This is a genomic window from Pseudomonas sp. FW300-N2F2, assembly GCF_017351655.1.
GTDB lineage: Bacteria > Pseudomonadota > Gammaproteobacteria > Pseudomonadales > Pseudomonadaceae > Aquipseudomonas > Aquipseudomonas fluorescens_AA.
Genome location: NZ_JACNDQ010000002.1, coordinates 564,828 through 587,897 on the forward strand (window position 1 = coordinate 564,828; position 23,070 = coordinate 587,897).

18 protein-coding genes are annotated in these 23,070 nt (G+C 63.1%); 12 read left to right on the forward strand and 6 right to left on the reverse strand.

Annotation, left to right across the window (positions count from 1 at the left end; genetic code table 11):
- Positions 1–47 precede the first annotated feature (47 nt).
- From J4E63_RS17190 to J4E63_RS17240, 11 genes are all read left to right on the forward strand, one after another.
- Entirely contained in the window at positions 48–530 is a 483-nt protein-coding gene (locus J4E63_RS17190) for a sigma-70 family RNA polymerase sigma factor (RefSeq protein WP_060741407.1), read from the forward strand.
- A gap of 146 nt (positions 531–676) precedes the next feature.
- Positions 677–2,011, forward strand: a complete 1,335-nt coding sequence (locus J4E63_RS17195; RefSeq protein ID WP_060741408.1) for a lysine N(6)-hydroxylase/L-ornithine N(5)-oxygenase family protein — start codon at positions 677–679, stop codon at positions 2,009–2,011.
- A 308-nt stretch (positions 2,012–2,319) separates the two neighbouring features.
- Positions 2,320–5,526 (forward strand): ATP-binding protein, encoded by a 3,207-nt coding sequence (locus J4E63_RS17200; protein ID WP_207283225.1) that lies wholly within the window; start codon positions 2,320–2,322, stop codon positions 5,524–5,526.
- A 277-nt stretch (positions 5,527–5,803) separates the two neighbouring features.
- On the forward strand, positions 5,804–6,238 hold the full coding sequence (locus tag J4E63_RS17205; protein WP_060741409.1) for a hypothetical protein: 435 nt from the start codon (positions 5,804–5,806) through the stop codon (positions 6,236–6,238).
- A 114-nt stretch (positions 6,239–6,352) separates the two neighbouring features.
- The gene (locus tag J4E63_RS17210; protein ID WP_060743165.1) at positions 6,353–6,967 is read left to right on the forward strand and encodes a response regulator transcription factor; all 615 of its coding nucleotides are present in this window, start codon (positions 6,353–6,355) and stop codon (positions 6,965–6,967) included.
- A 225-nt stretch (positions 6,968–7,192) separates the two neighbouring features.
- Positions 7,193–8,059, forward strand: coding sequence for a pirin family protein (locus J4E63_RS17215; protein WP_207282757.1), 867 nt, complete (start codon positions 7,193–7,195; stop codon positions 8,057–8,059).
- 202 nt (positions 8,060–8,261) lie between these two features.
- Positions 8,262–9,704 carry a mechanosensitive ion channel family protein gene (locus tag J4E63_RS17220; protein ID WP_207282758.1) on the forward strand — a complete coding sequence of 481 codons (1,443 nt, stop codon included), beginning with the start codon at positions 8,262–8,264 and terminating at the stop codon, positions 9,702–9,704.
- 277 nt (positions 9,705–9,981) lie between these two features.
- Complete coding sequence (locus J4E63_RS17225; protein WP_207282759.1) at positions 9,982–10,422, forward strand: carboxymuconolactone decarboxylase family protein; 441 nt, start codon at positions 9,982–9,984, stop codon at positions 10,420–10,422.
- A 220-nt stretch (positions 10,423–10,642) separates the two neighbouring features.
- Positions 10,643–11,143 (forward strand): sigma-70 family RNA polymerase sigma factor, encoded by a 501-nt coding sequence (locus tag J4E63_RS17230; protein WP_060741413.1) that lies wholly within the window; start codon positions 10,643–10,645, stop codon positions 11,141–11,143.
- Positions 11,144–11,180: 37 nt separating this feature from the next.
- On the forward strand, positions 11,181–12,164 hold the full coding sequence (locus J4E63_RS17235; protein WP_207282760.1) for a FecR family protein: 984 nt from the start codon (positions 11,181–11,183) through the stop codon (positions 12,162–12,164).
- A gap of 97 nt (positions 12,165–12,261) precedes the next feature.
- Positions 12,262–14,700: a TonB-dependent receptor gene (locus J4E63_RS17240; RefSeq protein ID WP_207282761.1), complete on the forward strand. Its 2,439-nt coding sequence runs from the start codon at positions 12,262–12,264 to the stop codon at positions 14,698–14,700.
- 247 nt (positions 14,701–14,947) lie between these two features.
- Here the strand turns inward: J4E63_RS17240 and J4E63_RS17245 are convergent, their stop codons facing one another.
- Positions 14,948–16,099, reverse strand: a complete 1,152-nt coding sequence (locus J4E63_RS17245) for an MFS transporter (RefSeq protein WP_207282762.1) — start codon at positions 16,097–16,099, stop codon at positions 14,948–14,950.
- A gap of 265 nt (positions 16,100–16,364) precedes the next feature.
- On the opposite strand from J4E63_RS17245, the gene J4E63_RS17250 reads away from it, so the two are divergent.
- On the forward strand, positions 16,365–17,357 hold the full coding sequence (locus J4E63_RS17250) for a diaminopimelate epimerase (RefSeq protein WP_207282763.1): 993 nt from the start codon (positions 16,365–16,367) through the stop codon (positions 17,355–17,357).
- A gap of 198 nt (positions 17,358–17,555) precedes the next feature.
- Here the strand turns inward: J4E63_RS17250 and codA are convergent, their stop codons facing one another.
- The 5 genes from codA to J4E63_RS17275 all read right to left on the reverse strand — a co-directional run bounded on the left by codA (position 17,556) and on the right by J4E63_RS17275 (position 22,892).
- A complete protein-coding gene (gene codA / locus J4E63_RS17255; protein WP_207282764.1) occupies positions 17,556–18,803 on the reverse strand; it encodes a cytosine deaminase in 1,248 nt (415 codons plus the stop codon).
- Between the two features lie 12 nt (positions 18,804–18,815).
- Positions 18,816–20,087, reverse strand: a complete 1,272-nt coding sequence (gene codB, locus J4E63_RS17260; RefSeq protein WP_060741420.1) for a cytosine permease — start codon at positions 20,085–20,087, stop codon at positions 18,816–18,818.
- 274 nt (positions 20,088–20,361) lie between these two features.
- A complete protein-coding gene (locus J4E63_RS17265) occupies positions 20,362–21,192 on the reverse strand; it encodes an alpha/beta fold hydrolase (RefSeq protein WP_207282765.1) in 831 nt (276 codons plus the stop codon).
- Positions 21,193–21,372: 180 nt separating this feature from the next.
- Positions 21,373–21,729 carry a 6-carboxytetrahydropterin synthase QueD gene (gene queD, locus J4E63_RS17270; protein ID WP_025212792.1) on the reverse strand — a complete coding sequence of 119 codons (357 nt, stop codon included), beginning with the start codon at positions 21,727–21,729 and terminating at the stop codon, positions 21,373–21,375.
- Between the two features lie 83 nt (positions 21,730–21,812).
- Positions 21,813–22,892: a hypothetical protein gene (locus J4E63_RS17275; RefSeq protein WP_060741422.1), complete on the reverse strand. Its 1,080-nt coding sequence runs from the start codon at positions 22,890–22,892 to the stop codon at positions 21,813–21,815.
- Positions 22,893–23,070 lie beyond the last annotated feature (178 nt).

Here is a 23,070-nt window from a genome sequence, read left to right on the forward strand (position 1 = left end):
GCCGGGTGGCATTGGGATAGCTGGCGCGGCCATTGCGCACGGGAGTCATGTTGGAAAACTACTATCGCGAGCTGGTGTGTTTCCTGAACGCCAGGCTAGGCAACCGCCAGGCGGCCGAGGATGTGGTGCATGACGCCTATGTGCGGGTGCTGGAGCGTGCCAGCGACACGCCCATCGAACAGCCTCGGGCGTTCCTCTACCGCACGGCGCTGAACCTGGTGATCGACGGGCATCGACGCAACGTCCTGCGCCAGGTCGAATCCCTGGATGTGCTGGACAACGAAGAGCGCTTCTTCACGCCATCGCCCCACACCAGTCTCGACCATGGCCAGCGCCTGGACATGCTGCAGCGCGCCCTGGCCGAGCTGTCGCCGCTGTGCCGCGAGAGTTTCCTGCTGCGCAAGCTCGAAGGCCTGTCCCACCCGCAAATCGCCGAGCGCCTGGGCATTTCCCGGGCATTGGTGGAAAAGCACATCGTCAACGCCATGAAGCACTGCCGCGTTCGCGTGCGTCAGTGGGACGCGCCCTGATTCGAGCGTCGCCGGTCACCCGGCGGTAAATTTTTTTTCACTGTCCTCGTTCCTCTCAACAGACGACTTGCCGGCGCCTTCAGTGCCGGTCAGGTTCCCCAGGCTTTTCGTGCCCTGTTGAGGGGCTTTTCCAGAGGACACTGGACATGACACAGGCAATTGCATCGCCCATCGTTCACGACTTGATCGGCATTGGCTTCGGCCCTTCGAACCTGGCGCTGGCCATCGCGCTGCAGGAACGGGGGCCGGTCCAGGGTGAACTGGACGTGCTGTTCCTCGACAAGCAGGCCGACTACCGCTGGCACGGCAACACCCTGGTGACCCAGAGCGAGTTGCAGATTTCCTTCCTCAAGGACCTGGTGACCCTGCGCAACCCCACCAGCCCGTATTCGTTCGTCAATTACCTCAAGCACCATGGCCGCCTGGTGGACTTCATCAACCTCGGCACCTTCTACCCGTGCCGCATGGAGTTCAATGATTACCTGCGCTGGGTGGCCGGACACTTCAGCGCACAGAGCCGCTATGGCGAGGAAGTGCTGCGCATCGAACCGGTGCTGCACAACCAGCAGGTCGAGGCGCTGCGGGTGATTTCCCGCGACGGCCAGGGCGAAGAGCTGGTCCGCACCACCCGCTCGCTGGTGGTCAGCGCCGGCGGTACCGCACGCATTCCCGACGCGTTCAAGGCGTTCAAGGATGACGCGCGGGTGTTCCACCATTCCCAGTACCTGGAGCGCATGGCGGGTCAGCCGTGCGTGAAGGGCCAGCCGATGAAGATCGCCATCATCGGCGGTGGGCAGAGCGCGGCCGAGGCCTTCATCGACCTCAACGACAGCTTTCCTTCGGTACAGGTCGACATGATCCTGCGCGGCTCGGCTCTCAAGCCGGCGGACGACAGCCCATTCGTCAACGAAGTGTTCTCGCCGGAGTTCACCGACCTGGTGTTCCAGCAACCCCACAGCGAGCGCGAGCGCCTGGTCAACGAGTACCACAACACCAACTATTCGGTGGTGGACATCGACCTGATCGAGCGTATCTACGGGATTTTCTATCGTCAGAAAGTTTCTGGCATCGCCCGTCATGCATTCCGCACCCTCACCACGGTGGAGAAGGCCACGGCCACCGCCGCCGGCGTGGAACTGGCGGTGCGCAACAACGCCACCGGCGAGCTGACGGTACGCCGTTATGACGCCGTGGTGCTGGCCACCGGTTACGAGCGGCAGATGCACCGCACCCTGCTGGAGCCGCTGGCGCAGTACCTGGGGGATTTCGAGGTGGATCGCAATTACAAGCTGATTACCGACGAGCGCTGCAAGGCGGCGATCTACATGCAGGGCTTCTGCCAGGCCAGCCATGGCCTGAGCGATACGTTGCTGTCGATCCTGCCGGTGCGTGCCGATGAGATTGCCGGCTCGCTGTATGAGCATGGGAACAATCGCGGACAGGCTCGTCCAGTACGCGACATGCTGTTGGCCGCTGTATAGGCCCTGTAGGAGCGAGTCACCCCCTGTGGGAGCGAGCTTGCTCGCGATGGCGTCAGTTCAGCCAATACTGAAGTGGCTGACACTACGCCTTCGCGAGCCAGCTCGCTCCCACAGGCCATAGGTCCGCTCTCTGGTCACTCGCAGGAAATTCTTCAGAAACTTCCTACACTCATGTCATGCGTCTGTTGGACAGGCGCATCGACGGTTCGCTGTTCCCTCGTATTGGCAGTCTGAACCCCCAACCGGTCACCCTGACTGAGGTCGGTGGTGCGCCGGGCCGACCACGCCAAGCGAAACACCCTGACCAGATGATGCTGCTTTTACGCACAGGCCTGGTGGCGCTGTTGCTGGGCTCATTGAGCGTGGCGCTACCGGTAGGCGCGACTCCTGAGTCGTTGCAGGTGCTCGGGCGCTCCAATGTGGAGGATTATTCGGTGTCCCTGGACGCTGCCGACTGGGCCTGGCTGCGCCAGAAGGGCACGTTGCGGCTGGGGGCCTCGGCGCCGGACTATGCGCCTTTCAGCATCACCGGCAATGGTCGCGACTATGAAGGCCTGACTGCCGACTATGCGCAATTGCTGGGGCAACTCTTGCACGTCACGGTGCAGGTCCAGCGCTATCCGTCCCACGCCGAAGCGCTCCAGGCCCTGCGCGGCGGTGAGATCGACCTGCTCGGCACCGCCAACGGCTTCGAAGCCGCCGATCCGGACCTGGCGATGTCCCAGGCCTATGCCGATGACCTGCCGACCCTCGTGGCCCGCATCGACGACAGCCAGGACTTGCCCCCGGACCTGGCGGGCAAGCGGGTGGCCATGCTGTATCACTATTTACCGCCGGAGACGGTCAAGGGGTTTTATCCCGAGGCTTCGTTGCAACTGTTCCCCTCGACCTTGAGTGCCATCGGCGCCGTGGCGTTTGGTCAGGCCGACGTCTACCTGGGGGACTCGATCAGTTCCAACTACCTGATCAGCAAGAATTACCTGAACAATGTGCAACTGGCCGATTTCTCGCGTATGGAAGTGCAGCCGTTCGCCTTTGCGGTCAGTCGCGACAATGGGCGCGTGTTGCGCATCGTCAATGCCGCGCTGCACGCCATTCCCGCCAGCGAACGCATGATCATCCTGCGGCGTTGGAGCGCTGGCGGGGCGAGCATGCCCGGTCAGCAGGCGCTGCATTTCAGCGTCAACGAACAGCGTTGGCTGGACGCCCACCCACGCATCAAAGTCGCCGCCAATGAAAACTTCCTGCCGCTGACGTTCTTCGACGAGCAAGGCCATTTGCGCGGCATTGGCGCCGATGTGCTGGCGCGGATCAGCTTGCGCACTGGTTTGAAGTTCGATGTGCAGCGGGGCGATTCGGTTGACGATTTGATCGGGCAGATCAAGAGCGGCAAGGCCGACGTCCTGGCAACCGCCATCCCCAGCGTCGAACTCGAGGACGAGTTGCGCTTTACCCGACCGTACCTGACGAACCCGTTCGTATTGGTGGTGCCGGTCAGGGCCAAGGCGCTGACCTTGGACCAGATGGCGGGCAAGCGCGTGGCGCTGGTGCGTGGCAACGTGCTGCGCGAGTTCCTGCTGGAGCAGTTCCCCCGCGTGCAGTTGGTGGCGGCGCAGAATGCGGCCGATGCCATGGCCATGGTCGCCGCCGGCACGGCAGACGCTGCGATCAATCCGCTGATCAGCGCCCGCTACATGATTTCCCGCCAGTACCGCGACACGCTGCAAGTCACCAGCACCGTGGGCACCTTGCCCGCGCACATTGCCCTGGCGACGAACCGGGGCGCATTGGAGCTTTACTCGATCCTGGACAAGGCGCTGTTGAGTATTTCCCCGGAAGAAATGGACGAGCTGACCAACCGCTGGCGCAGTGAGGTGGTGATCGACGACAGTTATTGGCTGCGCAACCGCACTACGATCCTCCAGGGGTTCGCCGTTGCTGCGCTGCTGTTGCTGGTGGCCTTGGGCTGGAGCATTTATCTGCGGCGTCTGTTGGAACAGTTGCGCGTGGCCAAGGAAAGCGCCGACGAGGCCAATCGGGCCAAGACCACTTTTGTGGCGACCATGAGCCATGAGATCCGCACGCCGATGAATGCGGTGATCGGCCTGCTGGAACTGGCCCTGAAAAAAGCCGACCAAGGCATCGTCGACCGATTCGCCATCGAAGTCGCGTCGGGTGCGGCCCATGGCATGCTGGACCTGATCGGCGACATCCTCGACATCGCCCGCATCGAGTCGGGCAAGTTGTCGCTGGCGCCGCAACGGGCCAATCTGCACACGTTGATCGAGTCGGTGGCGCGGATTTTCGAGGGCCTGGCCTGGCAGAAACACCTGCGCTTGCATTGGGTGCTGGATGCCGGGGTCGACCGCGACGTGTTGATTGATCCATTGCGTTTCAAGCAGATCGTCTCGAACCTGTTGAGCAACGCCATCAAGTTCACCGACCAGGGCGAAGTGCGCCTGAGTGTGTGCGGCGAGCCGGTCCCTGGGCACGAACGCCTGGGTCTTTGCCTGCGGGTCGAGGACACCGGTTGCGGTATTTCCCCCGAGGATCAGCGTCGCCTGTTCAGCCCCTTTGCCCAGGCCGGCCAGCACCCGCAGTCGGCTCGCAGCGGTTCCGGGTTGGGGTTGGTCATCAGCCGTACGTTGTGCGAAATGATGGGGGGCACCCTGGTGTTGCGCAGCGTGCCGGGGGAGGGCACGCAGGTCAAGGTTTTGCTGGACCTGCCCTTGCTCGATGCACTGCCGGCGGCACCTGCCGAGGTCGAGGCGCTGCTGCCGGTCCCGGCGCTGAGTATCCTGGTGGTCGACGACTACCCGGCCAACCGCTTGCTGCTGTCCCAGCAATTGGGCTACCTGGGCCATCGCGTCCGGGAGGCGCAGAACGGTGTCGAGGGTCTGCAGGCTTGGCGCAGCGAACACTTCGATGTGGTCATCACCGACTGCAACATGCCCTTGATGAGCGGCTACGAACTGGCCCGTACCATTCGCGCCGAAGAGCGCGATCGTAGCCTGTCGCCGGTGGTGATCCTGGGGTTCACCGCCAACGCCCAGCCCGAGGAAAAGCAGCGCTGCGCCGAAGCCGGGATGGACGATTGCCTGTTCAAGCCCATCGGCCTCAAGGCACTCAATGCGTGCCTGGCTTCGGTCATGCCGGATGCGCGGGCGCCCCAGTCCGGCGATGGCCTCGACCTGACCGGCCTGGAGCAACTGACCGGTGGCGACACCAGTGCGATCAGGGCGTTGCTGGAGGAACTGGTCAGCAGCAATGCCGCGGATCAAGCGCGACTGCTGAACTTGGCCACCCGACAGGACTTGCCGGGCCTGGCGGACCTGGCGCACCGGATCAAGGGCGGGGCGCGGATCATCCAGGCGCAACGCCTGATCGCCGCCTGCGAGGCGCTGGAAAGCGCTTGTCGAGGGAACGACACGGTGCTGCTCGCCGAGGCCGTGGAAGACCTTCGCCAAGCCATCGAGCACCTGGCGGAACGACTGAAAACCCACCTGGAGGAATAGGCGCTATAGGAGCTGTATGAACCGTAGGAGCTGACGAGTGCAACGAGGCTGCGATCTTTCCAAAGACCCTTGAATCCCAAGCGAACGATCAAAGATCGCAGGCTTCGCCAGCGCCTGCAAAGCGCCGAGCGGGATAAATTCCCTCGCCATAGGGGCTGTGTCTGTCCTCATTTTAGGAATAGTCCTACATCGCCCTTCAAACGCTTCCTCTAGCCTGAGCGCCCTGAATGTTCTTGAGCCGGTGCCTACCTGGCGCGTTGCTATTGGAAAGCTTGCCATGCCGAACAAAGCACTTCGTATCCTGATTGCCGACCCACAACAGACCTATCGAATCGTGCTGGAGCGTCTGTTCAACCAACAGGGCTACCACCGGATTGTCCCCGTGAGCCATTTGCAGGAACTGCTCACGCTGGTGGAGTACGGCAGCGAGCCGTTCGACCTGATTGTCGTCAACGGGGCGTTGGCGGACGGGGCGTTGGACCTGCACGATTTTGTGATCTACAACCCGCAGATTCGTCACGGGATGATCTACAACGCGCAACCGGCCAGTCAGTCGCCGGTGCCTGTGGCGCGTCGATCGAACGTGCATCTGAGCCAGGCGCCACTGCCTGATCTCGCGTCACTGCGACGCCTGATGGAACGGGTCGATCCTCCTATCCATGAGCCGTTGCAACCGTGGGTTCGCCCCCTCAGGCAGGGTCATGGACGCTGAACCAGACCGTTGGTCCGCACTGTCAGGTTTGACAGGTGGCAGGGCCTGGCACTTGTGCAAGAGTCCGGTGCGGTCATGGCACCGGTGCCGTTTGTATTGTTTTGGGGAGCTGCCTTGAAAGACGTGTTGATCGTGGATGACCACCCTGTCATTAGAGGGGCGCTGCGGCTCATTTGCCAGAATGAGGCGTTCACCCACATCCGGGACGCCAGCGGCGCGGCCGATGCCCGGGGCATCATCAAGGAGAGTGCGCCAGACCTGGTGATCCTGGATTTGGTGATGAACGGCTTCGATGGCCTGGACCTGCTGGTCTGGATCATGGCCCAGTTTCCTGAATGCAGCGTGCTGGTGTTCACGTCCCAGGATGCGCAGCACTTCTGCAACCGCTGCATCTCGGCCGGGGCCCGGGGTTTTGTGACCAAGAAGAGTGATCTCAAGGAGCTGACCAAGGCCATCCAGGCGTTGAAGTCCGGTTATGCCTATTTCCCCCAGATGCCCGTCAGGCTGGATTTCCAGCAACGCAGCGAACAGCAAGCCCTGGAAAGCCTCTCCACCCGCGAACTGTCCATCTTGCGCATGCTGGCCATGGGCATGCGCGGCAAGGACATCGCTGAAAGCCTGTTCCTGAGTCCAAAAACCGTCAGCACTTACAAGAGCCGTCTGTTGGAAAAGCTGGGGCTGCAATCCTTGGTGGGGTTGTCGGAGTTTGCCAAGCGCAATCACCTTTGAATGAGTGACACCCAACCCTGTGGGAGCGAGCTTGCTCGCGATAGCGGTCCGCCTGTCGATGCATCTTCGGCTGATACCCCGTCATCGCGAGCAAGCTCGCTCCCACAGGTTCTTGATCGTTCTCCAAATGGAACGCTAAGGCCGGTTTTTGCCGTCTAGTGCTTCAAGGGTGTGGGTTTTAAGCTGTGTCCATCAAATCGCAGTACCTGATTTTGGAGACACGGCATGAAAAACATCATTGGCCTCTACACCAGCCCGCGGCCTCATTGGGTCGGCGACGGTTTCCAGGTGCGCACGCTGTTTTCCTACGACAACCTGGGCAAGCACATCAGCCCGTTCCTGCTACTGGACCACGCCGCCCCCACCGAATTCACGCCGACCAGCGAGCGCCGCGGCGTCGGCCAGCACCCCCATCGTGGGTTCGAAACCGTGACCATCGTCTACCAGGGCGAACTGGAACACCGTGACTCCACCGGCAGCGGCGGCAAGATCGGTCCCGGCGATGTGCAATGGATGACCGCCGCTTCCGGCATCATCCACGAAGAGTTCCACTCCGAAGCGTTTGCCCGTCAGGGCGGGTTCATGGAAATGGTCCAACTATGGGTCAACCTGCCCGCCAAGGACAAGATGGCCCCGGCCGGCTACCAGACGATCCTCAAGGGCGACATTCCGAACATCGCCCTGAAGGACGACGCCGGCAGCCTGCGCCTGATTGCCGGGCGCTTCGAAGGGCATCAAGGCCCGGCACGGACCTTCACCCCCATCGACGTCTGGGACATCCGCTTGAATGCCGGGAAAACCCTCACCCTGGACCTGCACGAAGGCCACAACACCGCCTTGGTGGTGCTGCGGGGCTCGGTTCAGGCCAATGGCCGCGAGCGGGTCGAGGCCGGGCAGATGGCCCTGTTCGACCGGGCCGGCGACCAATTGAGCCTGCAAGCCAATAACGACGCGGTGCTGTTGCTGCTCAGTGGCGAGCCGATCGACGAGCCCATCGTTGGCCATGGTCCGTTCGTGATGAACAGCGAACAGGAAATCCACCAGGCCTTCAATGATTTCCACTCCGGGCGCTTTGGCCGGATGGACGATTGAACGCGAAAGCAACAGTCGCGCAGCACCCACACCCACTGTGGGAGCGAGCTTGCTCGCGATAGCGGTCTGATAGTCAATGCACCCTTGACTGACACACGGCAATCGCGAGCAAGCTCGCTCCCACATGGGGATCTGCGGGGGATCTCTACAGCGTGTTCAAACTGTGCCAATCTTCGCCAATCGCCCTCCTGGAGCTGTCCCGATGCTGTTTCTGATCTCCGAGCACCCGCTGCTCTGTGCCCTGGCGCTGCTGGTGCTCGACCTACTGATGTGGCATCTGGTCAGTGCGGATCGGATCTATTGGAAAGTCGGCGCAAGGCTGGTGATTTTTTCGTTGTTCAGCGTGCTGCTGTTCAACGAAGGCCTCAACCCCATGGTCCCGGCGCAGTGGGTCGAGGATGTGCCGCGGCACTTGGCCGCTACCGGTTTGCAGATCACCTGGTGGCTGTTCGCCGCGCGAACCCTGACGGTGCTGATCGTGGCGGCGATGATGCAACGGGTCGGCCACACCGGGCGGTTGTTGCAGGATTTGCTCGGCGCGGTGATTTTCCTGATCGCCGTTATCGCGGCCCTGGCCTATGTGCTGGATTTGCCGGTCAAGGGCGTGCTGGCTACCTCCGGCGCGATGGCGATCATCGTCGGCCTGGCCTTGCAGAGCACCCTCAGCGACGTGTTCTCCGGGATCGTGCTCAACACCACCAAGCCCTATCAGCTCGATGATTGGATTTCCATCGACGGCACTGAAGGCCGGGTCACCGACATCGATTGGCGGGCCACGCGCTTGCAGACCGCCCAGGGCAGCATGGCGGTGATTCCCAACTCGTTGGCGGCCAAGGCCAAGGTCATCAACTTCAGCCGCCCCAGCGATGTCCATGGCCTGTCCATCAGCATCCAGGTCAGCCCTCACGCGCGGCCACAAACTGTGATCGACGCGTTGGAGCGGGCCATGATCGGCTGTCGTTCCCTGCTCGCCACCCCGGCCCCCAGCGTCGCCCTCAAGAGCAGCGGCAGCGGCGGGGCGGAGTATGAAATCAGCGGGTTCGTCGCCTCCATGGCCCTGAAACGCACGGTGCGCAACCAGTTGTTCGACCTGGCGTTCCGGCATTTGCAGGCGTCGGGCGTGAGCCTGCTGTCCACCAGTGAAAGCGCCACGCCCCAGGTGGTGTCGCGGCCCCGGGCATTGCTGGAAAGCTCGAACATTTTCTCCACCCTGCGCCAGGATGAGAAAGACACCTTCAGCCAGAACATGACCCTGCAAACCTTCCGCGCCGGCGATGTGATCCTGGCGGCGGGGGAGGTCAGCGATCATCTGTTCATCATCGAGTCAGGGGTGGTCAGCGTCACCCTCATGCGCAACGGCCAGCCACTCGAGGGCGGACGCATGGGGCCGGGGGAAGTGATCGGCGAAGCCGGGATCGTCGCCGAGCAGGCGGCCCTGGCGACTTTTTCCGCCAAGACGTTCTGCACCCTGTACCGCATCGAAAACAGTTACCTCAAGCCGTGCCTCGAGGCCCGTCGCGACATCAACGACGCGATGAAAAACCTGCTGGACGTGCGCATGCACCTGGCCCAGAACCTCACCCGCGACCTGCCCAAGCCCGTCGCCAAGAAACGCTTCCTGCAGTGGCTGCGCAGCCGGGCCTGAAGCCTATCCCCTGTGGCGAGGGAGCTTGCTCCCGCTGGGTGGCGCAGCCGCCCCAAAAGGCCTGACACCGTTTCCCTGGCGGACCGCGTCGGCTGGGTTACGACTGCTTCGCAGCCGAGCGGGAGCAAGCTCCCTCGCCACAGGCGCCTCCAGCCCTCCTTCGGGCAAACCCCGACGCGTTCCCCATTGGCCACCCGAACTTCCCAACAATTGGCTATTTGTACCGCGCCACTGCACGGCTAACGTAGCGCTACACCTAATCGTTCTGGAGTTCACCATGCAACCGCGTATCGATTTCTACACCGCTTCCCCAGACGCTTTCAAAGCCATGCTGGCCCTGGAAAGCGCCGCCTCGAACCTGGGCCTGGAGAAGTCCCTGCTGGAGCTGGTCAAGTTGCGCTCCTCGCAGATCAACGGCTGCGCTTTCTGCATCGACATGCACACCGCCGATGCCCGCAAGGATGGCGAGACCGAACGTCGCCTGTACGCCGTGACCGCCTGGCGCGAAGCGCCGTTCTTCACCGGCCGCGAACGCGCCGCACTGGCCTGGACCGAAGCCCTGACCCGCCTGAGCGACACCCACGCGCCGGACGCCGACTATGCCCTGCTGAGCGAGCATTTCAGCCCCAAGGAAATGGTCGACCTGACCGTGGCGATCAACGCCATCAATGGCTGGAACCGCTTGGCCGTGGGCTTTCGCAAGATGCCTGAGGCGTAGTCGGGCGAAGAAGAAAAAAACCTGTGGGAGCGAGCTTGCTCGCGATAGCGGTCTGATAGTCAATGCACCCTTGACTGACACACCGCCATCGCGAGCAAGCTCGCTCCCACAAAGGTTTATGCCTCAGTTTTAAAGCTTCGGACGACAGGCGCCGTAATAGGTTTGCTTCACATGAATAGTAACCATTACTATTCATGCCCCGTTTCCACAGCGCACCGCGATGACCCCCAAGCTGCCCCGCAGACCCGGCTTTTTCGAGCATTACGAAGAGTTGATCGGCACCTGGACCCGTCGCTTGCGCAATCGCCAGCAGGCCGAGGACCTGGCCCATGACACCTTCGTGCGGGTGCTTGAGTCCGATTCGAGCGGGGTCGAGCAGCCACGGGCCTATTTGCATCAGACCGCGCGCAACATTGCAGTGGATGGCTATCGGCGCGAAGATCGACGGGGGGCCATGGAAGAGGCTGTCATCGACCCTGGTCAGTCGTTTTCGGGCGACCCGGAGCACTTCATGCACGCGATTCAACTGGCGGACTCGATCGAGCGGGCGCTTGCCGAGCTGCCGGCCAACTGCCGCACGGTGTTCGTCTGGCAGAAGATCGAAGGCCTGACCCAGGCGGAAATCGCCGAGCGCCTGGGCCTGTCAAAAAACATGGTGGAAAAGTATATGATCCGCACCCTGCGGCATCTGCGCGATCGCCTGGACGGACCAGGCCAATGATCCGTCGTCCTCTTCCACCTGAGCCACAGGACCTTCCATGATGGATAGCCGTGAATGCCCGTGCGGGCAGGACAGGGTTCGCGACGCGGCGGCGCAATGGTTCGTGCGTTTGCAAGCGCCGGCCATGAGTGTCGAGGAGCGCCAGCGTTTCGAAGCCTGGCTGGACGAACATGCCAACCACCGTGACGAAATTCAATTGCTCCAGGGGATCTGGAGCGCCACGGACCTGCTGCCCAAGGAACGCCTGCGAGCGCTGTGCGAACCTCCCGCCGAACGTCCCAAGCGTCGGCCGCTGCTGCGCTACGCCGTCGCCGCCGGACTGTTCGCGGTAGCGCTGGGGTTGGGGCTGTTCAGCGGTTTGAGTTCTTCCACCGACTACAGCGGCGAATACGCCACCGCCCTTGGCGAGCGTCGGCATATCGCCTTGCCGGACGGTTCGGTGATCGATCTCAACAGCCGCAGCCGGGTGCGTATTCAATTCGCACACCATCAGCGCCGGGTGGAACTGGCCGAAGGCGAGGCCCTGTTCAGCGTCGAACACGATGCTGGCCGGCCATTCACCGTCGATGCGGGCAACGGCCAGGTGACGGTGACCGGGACGCGCTTCGATGTGCGCCGCGATGCCGACAAGACCCGGGTGGCGGTGGCGCAGGGCAGCGTCAAGGTCCAGGGCCGCGCCGCGCTCCCGGCTCAGTCGGTCAGCCTGACAGCGGGCCTCGGCACCCAGATCGATGCCCAGGGCAAAGTCGCCACGCCTTACGCGGTCAACATCGAGGCGCTCACCGCCTGGCGCCATGGCAAGCTGGTGTTCAACGACGCGCCGCTCAAGGAAGTGGCTGAAGAAGTCTCTCGTTATCGCACCCAGCCCCTGCGGGTCGGTAGCGCGGCGGTGGGCAACCTGCGCCTGACCAGTGTGTTCCGCGCCGACGACCCCGAGGCGCTGCTCAAGGCGCTGCCGAACATCCTGCCGGTGGCCGTGCGCAATCTGGATGACGGCAGCCAGGAAATAATCGCACGATAGATTCAGGTTTTTTCCGAGTTCTTCGTCTTCTTGTCCAACTGCAACTGGTTTGCATTAACAGACGCGTATTCTTGCGATCAACAGGACAAGGTTCGACGTGAAAACAACCGCCAAAAACAACAACCGTACCCACGTACGCTGGCTGCCCTTGGCCCTGACCCTGGCGGTCAGCGCCGCTGTGCCCCAGGCGTTCGCCGATCAGGCCGCCACCGCCATTCACATCCAGGCGCAACCGCTGGGGCAAGCCTTGACCCAGCTCGCCCAGCAGACCGCGTTGCAGGTGTTCTTCAGCGCCGAATCGGTGGCCGGCAAACAAGCGCCGGCGGTGGACGGCAACTTGTCCCCGGAAGCGGCCTTGCGCCAATTGCTGCAGGGCAGCGGCCTGCAGTACCAGATCGATGAGGGTTCGGTGACCGTGTCGCCAGCACCTTCGGCGTCCAACGCCGGCCCGCTGGAGCTGGGGGCGACTGAAATCCAGGTGGTCGGAGACTGGCTCGGCGATGCCAACGCCGAAGTGGTGCAGAACCACCCCGGTGCGCGTACGGTGATCCGCCGCGAAGCGATGGTGGAGCAGGGCGCCATGAACCTCGGCGACGTGCTGCGGCGGGTGCCGGGGGTGCAGGTGCAAGACGCCAACGGCACCGGCGGCAGCGATATTTCCCTGAACGTCGGCGTACGTGGCCTGACCTCGCGCTTGTCGCCGCGCTCCACGGTGTTGATCGACGGCGTACCGGCAGCGTTCGCGCCCTATGGCCAGCCGCAACTGTCCATGGCGCCGATTGCCCTGGGCAACCTGGACAGCGTCGACGTGGTGCGCGGCGCAGGCTCGGTGCGCTACGGACCGCAGAACGTCGGTGGGGTGATCAACTTCGTGACCCGTGCCATTCCGCAGAAATCCACCGGTGAAATCGGCACCACCCTGGAAACCTCCCAGCGCGGCGGCTGGAAGCACATCGACACGGCTTTCCTCGGCGGCACCGCTGACAACGGCCTGGGCGTGGCACTGTTGTATTCGGGCGTCAACGGCAACGGGTATCGCCAGAGCAACAACGGCAACGACATCGACGACGTGATTCTCAAGACCCATTGGGCGCCGACCGATGTCGACGACTTCTCGCTGAATTTCCACTACTACGACGCCAAGGCCGACATGCCCGGCGGCCTGACCCAGGCCCAGTACGACGCGGACCCGTACCAGTCCGACCGCGACTGGGACAACTTCAGTGGCCGGCGCAAGGATGTGTCGTTCAAGTGGATCCGCGAGATCAATGAGCGCACCCAGGCCGAAGTGCTGACCTATTATTCCGACAGCTACCGGGGCAGCACCATCGCCTCCCGAGACCAGCGCAACCTGGTGTCCTACCCGCGCACCTATTACACCTTCGGCATCGAACCCCGGGTGTCCCACGTGTTCGACCTGGGCCCCACCACCCAGGAAGCCAGCGTCGGTTATCGCTACCTCAAGGAAGGCATGCACGAAGAGGCCAGCCGCCTGGCGTTGCGCAATAACGAACCGGTGGTGCGTCCGGGGGCCGACGGCCACGTCTATCAGGACCGTACCGGCGGCACTGAAGCCCATGCGGTGTATATCGATGACAAGATCGATGTCGGTCAGTGGACCATCACCCCGGGCATCCGCTTCGAAAGCATCAGCACCGAATGGCACGACCGCCCGGTACTCGACACCGCTGGCCGCCCTGTGCAGGAAAAACGCCGCAGCATCGACAGCAACGAACCGCTGCCGGCCCTGAGCGTGATGTATCACCTGTCCGATGCCTGGAAGCTGTTCGCCAACTACGAGACCTCGTTCGGCAGCCTGCAATACTTCCAGCTCGGCCAGGGCGGCGACGGCAACAACACCGCCAATGGCCTGAGCCCGGAGAAAGCCAAGACCTACGAGATCGGCACGCGTTACAACGATGACGTGTGGGGCGGGGAAGTGACGCTGTTCTACATCGACTTCGACGACGAGCTGCAATACATCAGCAACGACGTGGGTTGGACCAACATGGGCGCGACCAAGCACCAGGGGCTGGAGGCTTCGGTGCACTACGACATGGCCGCGTTCGACCCACGCCTCGAAGGCCTCACCGCCAACGCCGGTTTCACCTACACCCGCGCGACTTACGAAGGCGAGATCCCGAGCTTCAAGGGCCGTGACCTGCCGTTCTATTCTCGCCAGGTGGCCAACGTGGGCCTGCGTTACGAGGCCAATCGCTGGACCTATAACCTCGACGCCTTTGCCCAGTCCAAGCAGCGCTCACCGGGCAACAACGTGAACGCCGATGGCAGCTTCAGCGGCGACTACATCACCGATGGCACCGCCGATGGGCAGTACGGCGACATGCCGGGCTACGTGCTCTGGAATGTGCGCGCCGGCTATGACTTCGGTGCACAGCTGTCGAACCTGAAAGTCGGCGCCGGGGTGAAAAACCTGTTCGATCACCAGTACTACACCCGTTCCAGCGACAACAACTCGGGCATTTACGTCGGCGCACCGCGTACGTTCTTTGTGCAGGCGAGTGTGGGATTCTGATCGAGGATCAGGCCCTGGGGCTTGGAACACAATGCCAGGGGCTGAAATACAATCCAGTGGCGAGGGAGCTTGCTCCCGCTGGGCCTGTAGGAGCTGACGAGCGAAGCGAGGCTGCGATCTTTCCACTGCCGATTGAGTCTGGAGCGAAAGATCAAAAGATCGCAGGCTTCGCCAGCTCCTACAAAACCGAGCGGGAGCAAGCTCCCTCGCCACAGGTTCATTTGCTAGCCAAGGCTCCCTGGAGGCATCAGACCTTCAAGACTTTCCCGCTGACGGCCACCGCCACCAGCGACAACGCAATCAACCCAAACGCAAAGCTCAGGCTGCTGCCATGGGCGACGAAGCCAATCAGCGCCGGACCGGCGAGGATGCCGGCATAGCCGATGGTGGTGATGGCCGGTACGGCGATCGCTTCCGGCATCAGGGTCTGTTTGCCGACGGCGGTGTACAACACCGGCACGATGTTCGAACACCCGGCACCCACCAACGCATACCCCAGCAGCGCCGCTTGCCACATCGGGGCGAGGGTCGCCAGCAGGAACCCCGCGGCGGCGATCGACCCGCCATAGATGATCACGCGTTTGGCCCCCAGGCGATGCACCACCGAGTCGCCGGTCAGGCGGCCGACGGTCATGGTCAGCGCGAAGGCGGCATAGCCCAGCCCGGCATAGGCGGTATCCACCGCGCGCTCGGTGGTCAGGAACACGGCGCTCCAGTCCAGCACCGCGCCTTCGGCCAGGAACACGATGAAACAGAGGATGCCGATAAACAGCACCACACCATGGGGAATGGCGAACGCCGGTCCCGAGCTTTCACTGCCGTAGGGCAACAGGTGCGGCGCCGCCTTGAACAACGCCACCAGCAGCACGCCATTGACCACCAGCGTCGCCCCCAGCGGCGAAAGTCCCAGGCCGAGCAGGGCGCTCACGCCGGCCGCGCCAATGATCCCGCCGAGGCTGAACATGCCGTGGAAACCCGACATCATGGTCTTGCCACTGGCCCGCTCGACGATCACTGCTTGCAGGTTCACGGTCGAGTCCACGGTGCCGAGCCCGGCGCCAAACAGGAACAGCGCCACCACCAGCCAGGGCAGGGAAGTCATCGTCGCCAGCAACGGCAATGCCAGGCAGATCAGAAGCGTGCCGCCGCTGAGCACCCGACGGCAGCCGAACCGCGTCGCCAGCGCACCGGAAATCGGCATCGCCAGGATCGACCCGACCCCCAGGCATAACAGCAGCAAGCCGAGGGTGCCTTCATCGAGGTTCGCCCGCACTTTGGCGTAAGGCACCAGCGGCGCCCAGGCGGCGATGCCGATGCCGGCGATGAGGTAGGCGATGCGGGTGGACATCTGTTCCAGGCGTCCGGGGACAAAGGTGGGCGGGGGCGTGATGGCAGTCATGAAACGTCCTTGGTTTTCGGGCGGTGCAGTGCGGTGGTGCAGGCAGGGGGGCTATGCTTGCATATTCACTGACCGCACCGCGACCCCAAGGTGCCGAAGCCCTGAAGCACCCTCCTTGGACACTGCGGGTCACTGGGCCTTGTACGGGTTCACCAGACAGTTGCTTATCTGTCGAACCTGACAGGTTACGGCGCAAAGATTTGGCTGTATGAAGCAGGCTTCGCCTAAACTACCGGCCCCTTCTGGCTTTCTCCGGACCCGATGCATGGCACCGTTCTACGACGCACGCGGCAATATCTATGGAGTCGTTTCACCGCAGCAGGCCCGTGACCATGGCATCGATCTGCCTCATTCGGCCGCCCAGGCCGCGCAGACCCGCGAGTCCTGGGCAACGGCGGCCGTGCACGCGTTCTGCGCCTGGGCGCCGGGTGAGGCGCCGCCGGATGCCAAGGCTCATCGCAGTGATGGGTTGCTGATTGGCCCGTTCCAGAGTGAACCGCCCTTTGATCTGTTGATCGTCAATACCGATGGGACACTGGCCGAGCGCAGCGGCAATGGCCTGACGATTTTCTCCCAGGCCTTGCAAGAGCAGGGCTTGATGGCGGGGACGGGTGATTGCTTGCTGCAGGTTCATCACGATAAATCCGACGGTTTGTCTCCGTTGCGAACTTCGGTTCGCGCCGCTGAATTCGAAGGCACCCAAGGCTTCTGGCTGGACCTGGGCAAACCGCTGTTCGGGCCCGGGGCCGTCGGTGCCCAGGACGTCGAGCGTGTGATGTTCGACCAGTGCGATGTCAGCCGTGTGGCGGCGCTTGAACGGTTGAACCCGGCCTGGGGTAACAGCCAGTTCGTGAACATTGGCAACCCCCATTGCGTGACGCTGGTGGACGGTGCCGAGGCGTTGCCGAGCAATTCGCAGATGCGCGCTGCGGCGCTGTCGCAAAGCCTGCTTCGCATCGCCTATGCTGCCCCGGGTGGCGCCGGGCTGCCGTGTCCCGCAGGGGTGAATCTGCAATGGGCCCGCCTGGAAGCCGAAGGGCGAATCGCGGCGCGGGTGTTTGAGCGCGGTGAAGGCCCTACCGCGTCCTCGGGTACCAGTGCCAGTGCGGTGGCCAGTGCTGCGTGGCGGGTGGGCTGGGTGAAGGCGGGCGTGGTGAGGGTGGTGATGCCCGGCGGCACGGTGCCGATTTTGCTGGAAGAAGCGGCGGGCGAGTTGGTGCGGGTCAGGTTGTTCGGTACGGCGCGGCTTGTGCCGTAGGGCGTTCTGGAGATTTTGCGGTGCGGTTCATACCGCTATCGCGAGCAAGCTCGCTCCCACAGGGGCCCTGTGCCGGACTCGACATTTATGTCCACTGAAGATCCCTTGTGGGAGCGAGCTTGCTCGCGATGGCGGCACTACATCCAACATCAATGCAACTGACCCACCGCCGTCGCGAGCAAGTTCGCCACAGGGAAATCAGCCTGTCTGCTGCGCAAACTCCACCACCGGCATCTGCCGCTTCATCAGCACTTCGCCATTGCGAATCGAGTAGAGCGGCAGGCCCTGGCTGCGGATCACTTCGTAGTCGCTGTCCGCCGACAGGATCAGCAGGTTCGCCGGGCGGCCGGGTTCCAGCCCGTAGCGCTCGCCCAGGGCCATGGCCTTGGCGCTGTTGTCGGTGACCAGGTCCAGGGCGCTTTGCAGGTTGCGGTAGCCGAGCATGTGGCAGATATGCAACCCGGCTTCCAGCACCCGCAGGATGTTGCCGTTGCCCAGCGGATACCACGGATCGACGATGGAGTCCTGGCCGAAGCACACGTTCATCCCGGCTTCGAGCAGTTCATTGACCCGAGTGACCCCACGGCGTTTGGGAAAGGTGTCGAAACGCCCCTGCAGGTGAATGCTTTCGGTCGGGCAAGAGACGAAGCTGATGCCCGAATGCCCGAGCAGGCGGAACAGCTTGGCGCAGTAGGCGTTGTCGTAGGAACCCATGGCCGTGGTGTGGCTGGCGGTGACGCGGGGGCCCATGTCGCGGCTGCGGGCTTCTTCGGCGAGCACTTCGAGAAAGCGCGAGTGCGGATCGTCGGTTTCGTCGCAATGCACATCCACCAGGCAACCGGTGCGTTCGGCCAGGTCCATAAGGAATTTCACCGAGCTGACACCCTGGTCGCGGGTGTACTCGAAGTGGGGAATGCCGCCCACCACGTCGGCGCCCATGCGGATCGCCTCTTCCATCAGTTCGCGGCCATTGCGGTAGGACTCGATGCCTTCCTGGGGAAACGCGACGATCTGCATGTCGATCAGGTGACGGCTTTGCTCGCGCACTTCCAGCATGGCCTTGAGCGCCGTGAGTTCGGGGTCGGTCACATCGACGTGGGTGCGCACATGCTGGATGCCATGGGCGGCGAGGGTCTGGATGGTTTTCTTGGCGCGGGTGCTGGTGTCTTCCTGAGTGATGGTGGCTTTGCGTTCGCCCCAGCACTCGATGCCTTCGAACAGCGTGCCGCTCATGTTCCAGCGCGGTTCGCCGGCGGTGAGGGTGGCGTCCAGGTGGATGTGTGGTTCGACGAAGGGTGGGACCACCAGGTTGCCGCCGGCGTCGAGGTCTTCCGGGCCCAGGCTGGGGGCTTCGGTCTGGCGGGCGATGTTGGCGATCAGGCCGTTTTCCAGGTGCAGTTCATGCAAGCCTTCGCGGTTGCGCAGGCGGGCGTTGATGATGTGCATCGGGCAAATCCTTTATAGGTCTTGTAGAGGTGCGTCAGCGGTGCGAATACCCATTACGCCGATCAATAGCACATACGTTAGCGCGCCGGTGGCGATTCCTACCAGTGGCGCGACCCACGGCGAATTGAACGCGGCGACCGTGCCGAGCCCATAGGCGAACAGCCCAGGCCAGTTGAACGCCGGCAACCGGGCTTCGGCCAGGCGTGGATAACGGCCGCGCCAGCGGAAGAAGAAATCGGCCATGATCACCCCGCCAATCGGTGGGATGACGGTGCCCAGCAGAATCAGGTACGGCACCAGCAGATCGTACATCCCCAACAGGGCCAGCAGTGTGCCGATCACCGCGCCGCAGAGGGTCACGGTCTTGCGCCGGCGGGTGCGCAGCAGGTTGCAACCGGCCACGGCGAAGTTGTAGATGGTGTTGTCCTGGGTGCTCCAGATGTTGAGCAGCAGCATCGCCATCGCCGCCATGGCGAAGCCCTGCAGCAGCAACACTTCGACCACGTCCGGTTGCTGATAGACGATGGCCCCGTAGGCGCCGATCAGCACCATCAGGCCGTTGCCCAGGAAGAAGCCGATCAGGCTCGCCAGCACCGCGACCTTCGCCGAGCGGGAGAACCGCGTCCAATTGGTGGCCTGGGTCGCGCCGCTGACGAAGGTGCCGAACACCAGCGTGATGGCGGTGGACCAATCGAGGCTGCTCGTAGGCACCACCGCCAACAAACCTTCGAAGCCGCCGACTTTCACCGTCGCCACCCACATCGACAGCATCAGCAGCAGCATCATGGCTGGTACGGCGATGTACGAAAGGATTTCCAGCCCGCGATAACCGACGTAGGCGGTGGCGCAGAACCCCAGGCCGAACAGCACCATCAACCCGAGCACGGTGCTCTCGCTCAATTCGAAATACTTGCCCAGCACCACGGCGGCGGTCGCCGTGCCCCAGGCGTACCAGCCGATCTGGGTGAACCCGAGGATCAAGTCACTGAGCTTGCTGCCCACCTCGCCAAAACAGAAACGCCCCATCAACACCGAATTGAGCCCGCTCTTGAAAGCGATGTAACCCAGGCCGGCGGCATAGAGGCCCAGCAGCAGGTTGCCAATCACAATCACGGTGAGCATCTCGGCAAAACCGAACGCCACCCCCAGCTTGCCACCGGCAAACATCGTGGCGGTGAAAAAGGTGAAACCCAGCAGCACCATGGCCGTGGAGGCCAGGCCCTTGCGAGCGTGCAGCGGGACTTCGCTCAGGGGATAGTCATTGCCTGGATCGTTCTGAGTCATGTGGCGGTCCTTGCGGGTGAGGGATGACGCAAGTGTGCAGCGGCCGTGCCAAGCGGGTGATCGCGAGATTATTTATAGACAATCCTGGGGATTGGGTAGGCGCAGGGATCAAAAGCGGTGCGCGAGTGATTCAAGTTGGAACACAGATCTCATTAGCGACGAGCCCCCTGTGGGAGCGAGCTTGCTCGCGATAGCGGTGTGTCAGATAGCATCAAGGTGACTGCCATGCCGCCCTCGCGAGCAAGCTCGCTCCCACAGGGGAATGCAGTGTTTTTCAGGTCGGAGAGGACAATGGCAGAAACCGCAACACCGCCGCGACAATGGCCTCCGGAGCGTCTTCCTGAACCAGGTGCCCGGCGTTTGGAACGGGGTGCAATTGTGCCCCCGGGATCATCCGTTGCAGGGCCCGGCCGCGTTCGATGGGGATCCACTGATCATCCTCGCCCCACAGGATCTGGGTCGGGCAGCGCACGTTCGGATACAGGCCCTCGGCTTCACGGGTGTAGCGTTCGTCCATCTGCGCGATCTGCCGGTAGAACGCCGCCTGGCCCGGTTCGCCGAGCCACGGCTGCACGTAGGGCGCCAGTTCCGCGTCCGGGATGTCCCGTTTGATCGCGCCGCGGACATAGGTCGGTACGATGGCCCGCTGAATGTAGTCGGGCAGGCCGCTGAAGGCCGCTTCATGCTGGCGGACATGCTGCACAAAGGGCGAACCCCAGGGCGACAGCGCCACGGGGTCGATCAGGGTCAGGCTGCGGTAATCCTTGCCGTTGATCAGGTGCGTGCGCAGGGCCGTGGCACCGCCAAAGTCATGGGCCACCACGTCGGGGCAATCCAGGTGCCAATGCTCCAGCAATTGTGCGAGCAACAGGTTTTGCACGCCGAGGGACACGTCGGCATCGGGTTGCGCGGATTGGCCATACCCCAGCAGGTCGAAGTAATGCACCCGGTGGGTGGCGAAGAACAACGGGGCGATCCGGTGCCACACGTAGGAAGAGAAGGGCGTGCCGTGGACAAACACCAACGGCGGGCCATCGCCGTGGATGGCGTAGCGGATGGGGTGTCCGTTGAAGTCGTAGATTTGATCCAGCGGCCAGTGGGTCATGATCGATACTCCCCTGAAAATGGCTCAGGGGAGCAAGCATAGGCCAATGCTGTCGGGACAGGAAAACACAGTGATGGCAGCCAAGCCTGTGGGAGCGAGCTTGCTCGCGATTGCGGTCTGTCTGTCACCTAGGTGTTGAATGTGCCGCCGTCATCGCGAGCAAGCTCGCTCCCACAGGTTTTATTCGCCGTGGTAGATGCAACCGCTGGTGCAGGTCTCGTGGATGCGGATGGCACTGAGCTCCGGCAGCAACGGCTTCAACTCGTTCCAGATCCACTTGGCCAACACTTCGCTGGTGGGGTTTTCCAGGCCAGGGATGTCGTTGAGGTAGTTGTGGTCCAGACGCTCGTAGAGGGGCTTGAAGATCGCCTTGATCTCCGAGAAGTCGCGAATCCAGCCGGTGTGCGGGTCGATATCGCCGCTCAGGTGGATCGCCACCTTGAACGAGTGGCCATGAAGGCGGCCGCACTTGTGGCCTTCCGGCACGTGGGGCAGGCGGTGGGCGGATTCGAAGGTAAACTCTTTGAAGATTTCCACAGGTTCGGGCTCTTTAAGGTAGCGGTCGCGAGGCAGGCGGCGGAGTTTATCAGTTTGATAACGGCGTTGCGCGACCGTGCTGACTAAAGGGTCAGCAAACGTTCGCCCAAGCCACCGTTGGCCGTCAGCTCGAGGAACTCGTCACCGAGCCGGCGGCTCTCGTCCATCGCCGTGCGCCAATATTTGCGGCGGCTCGGGTCATCGCCCATGAAGCGCTTGAAGTCGTTGCGGTCTGGCAGTTTGCCGTAGGGCAGGCGCGCCAGGTATTCCCGGGACGGTGCCAGCAACAGCACGTCCTGCAGACGGTCGACGTTGCCCCGACGCCACGGTAGGCCCTTGTCGAACCAGCCGGGAATGACCCGGTCGGTGAAATGCGGGTAGAGCACGATGTCCTCGCCGCTGTAGGGCAGGTCGAGGTGATAGTCCAGCAGACCGCCGTCGCGGTAGGTGCCGGCACCGGCGCCCGGCAGGTCGCGCACGCCTTCCATCACCATCGGGATCGAGCCAGACGCCAGCAGGGCCTGGCGCAGGTTGCCGGCGGCCAACGGCACGAAACGCGACGGAAAGTCATTCAGCGGATGCAGGGGCGGGGCCAGGCGCGGGTCATGGATGATCAACCGTTCGAAATGCCGCGACAGCCGGGCACGGCCCCGCAGGTTGTCGGCGATCACCGACGACAGCCCCAGGCCCAGCCGGCCGCGATGATCCTGGGCGAGCAGGCCGTGGCTCTTGACGACCATGATGTTGAGCCGGTAACGCGGGTTGTCGAGGATCGAGGTGTCACGGCCGTCGAGCAAGTCATCGAGCATGCGCTGCGAGCTCTGGCTGACACCGGCCATGGTCACGCCTTTGGCGAAGCTTTGTTCGTTGTACAAGGTGCCCAGGCGCCGGATCCCTTCAGCGGCGTCCGGCAGGCAGGCGCTGGCGAAGCGCCAGGCCCCCACCGAGGCCCCGATCAGCGAGCGTTCCCGGGGCGCGGCGGGCAGCCATTCGCCGAACAGCGCCAGGTCCAGCCCTTGGATGCCCAGGGCCTTGGGGCCACCGGCGGCGCCGGGCAGGATACCGACGTCGGCGGCGTTCAAGCCGGCCTGGCGAATCCGCCCGAACGCACGGGGGCCGGCCTTGAGGGTGAGGGCGGGAAACTTGATGTGGATGGCGGTCATACCGGTCTCGAATGCGTACAAGCGGATGATTATAACGACACAAGACCCTGTGGGAGCGAGCTTGCTCGCGATAGCGGCGGCACATCCTGCATCGTTACACGCTGACCCACTGCCCTCGCGAGCAAGCTCGCTCCCACATTATTGATGTGGGTTCCATGATGGCGATTCAGTTTCAGTT

Bases quoted from the DNA above. Each gene is read 5' to 3' on its own strand.
- J4E63_RS17190 (WP_060741407.1), top strand. From the start codon at position 48: ATGTTGGAAAACTACTATCGCGAGCTGGTGTGTTTCCTGAACGCCAGG.
- J4E63_RS17195 (WP_060741408.1), top strand. From the start codon at position 677: ATGACACAGGCAATTGCATCGCCCATCGTTCACGACTTGATCGGCATT.
- J4E63_RS17200 (WP_207283225.1), top strand. From the start codon at position 2,320: ATGATGCTGCTTTTACGCACAGGCCTGGTGGCGCTGTTGCTGGGCTCA.
- J4E63_RS17205 (WP_060741409.1), top strand. From the start codon at position 5,804: ATGCCGAACAAAGCACTTCGTATCCTGATTGCCGACCCACAACAGACC.
- J4E63_RS17215 (WP_207282757.1), top strand. From the start codon at position 7,193: ATGAAAAACATCATTGGCCTCTACACCAGCCCGCGGCCTCATTGGGTC.
- J4E63_RS17220 (WP_207282758.1), top strand. From the start codon at position 8,262: ATGCTGTTTCTGATCTCCGAGCACCCGCTGCTCTGTGCCCTGGCGCTG.
- J4E63_RS17225 (WP_207282759.1), top strand. From the start codon at position 9,982: ATGCAACCGCGTATCGATTTCTACACCGCTTCCCCAGACGCTTTCAAA.
- J4E63_RS17230 (WP_060741413.1), top strand. From the start codon at position 10,643: ATGACCCCCAAGCTGCCCCGCAGACCCGGCTTTTTCGAGCATTACGAA.
- J4E63_RS17235 (WP_207282760.1), top strand. From the start codon at position 11,181: ATGATGGATAGCCGTGAATGCCCGTGCGGGCAGGACAGGGTTCGCGAC.
- J4E63_RS17245 (WP_207282762.1), bottom strand. From the start codon at position 16,099: ATGACTGCCATCACGCCCCCGCCCACCTTTGTCCCCGGACGCCTGGAA.
- J4E63_RS17250 (WP_207282763.1), top strand. From the start codon at position 16,365: ATGGCACCGTTCTACGACGCACGCGGCAATATCTATGGAGTCGTTTCA.
- codA (WP_207282764.1), bottom strand. From the start codon at position 18,803: ATGCACATCATCAACGCCCGCCTGCGCAACCGCGAAGGCTTGCATGAA.
- codB (WP_060741420.1), bottom strand. From the start codon at position 20,087: ATGACTCAGAACGATCCAGGCAATGACTATCCCCTGAGCGAAGTCCCG.
- J4E63_RS17265 (WP_207282765.1), bottom strand. From the start codon at position 21,192: ATGACCCACTGGCCGCTGGATCAAATCTACGACTTCAACGGACACCCC.
- J4E63_RS17275 (WP_060741422.1), bottom strand. From the start codon at position 22,892: ATGACCGCCATCCACATCAAGTTTCCCGCCCTCACCCTCAAGGCCGGC.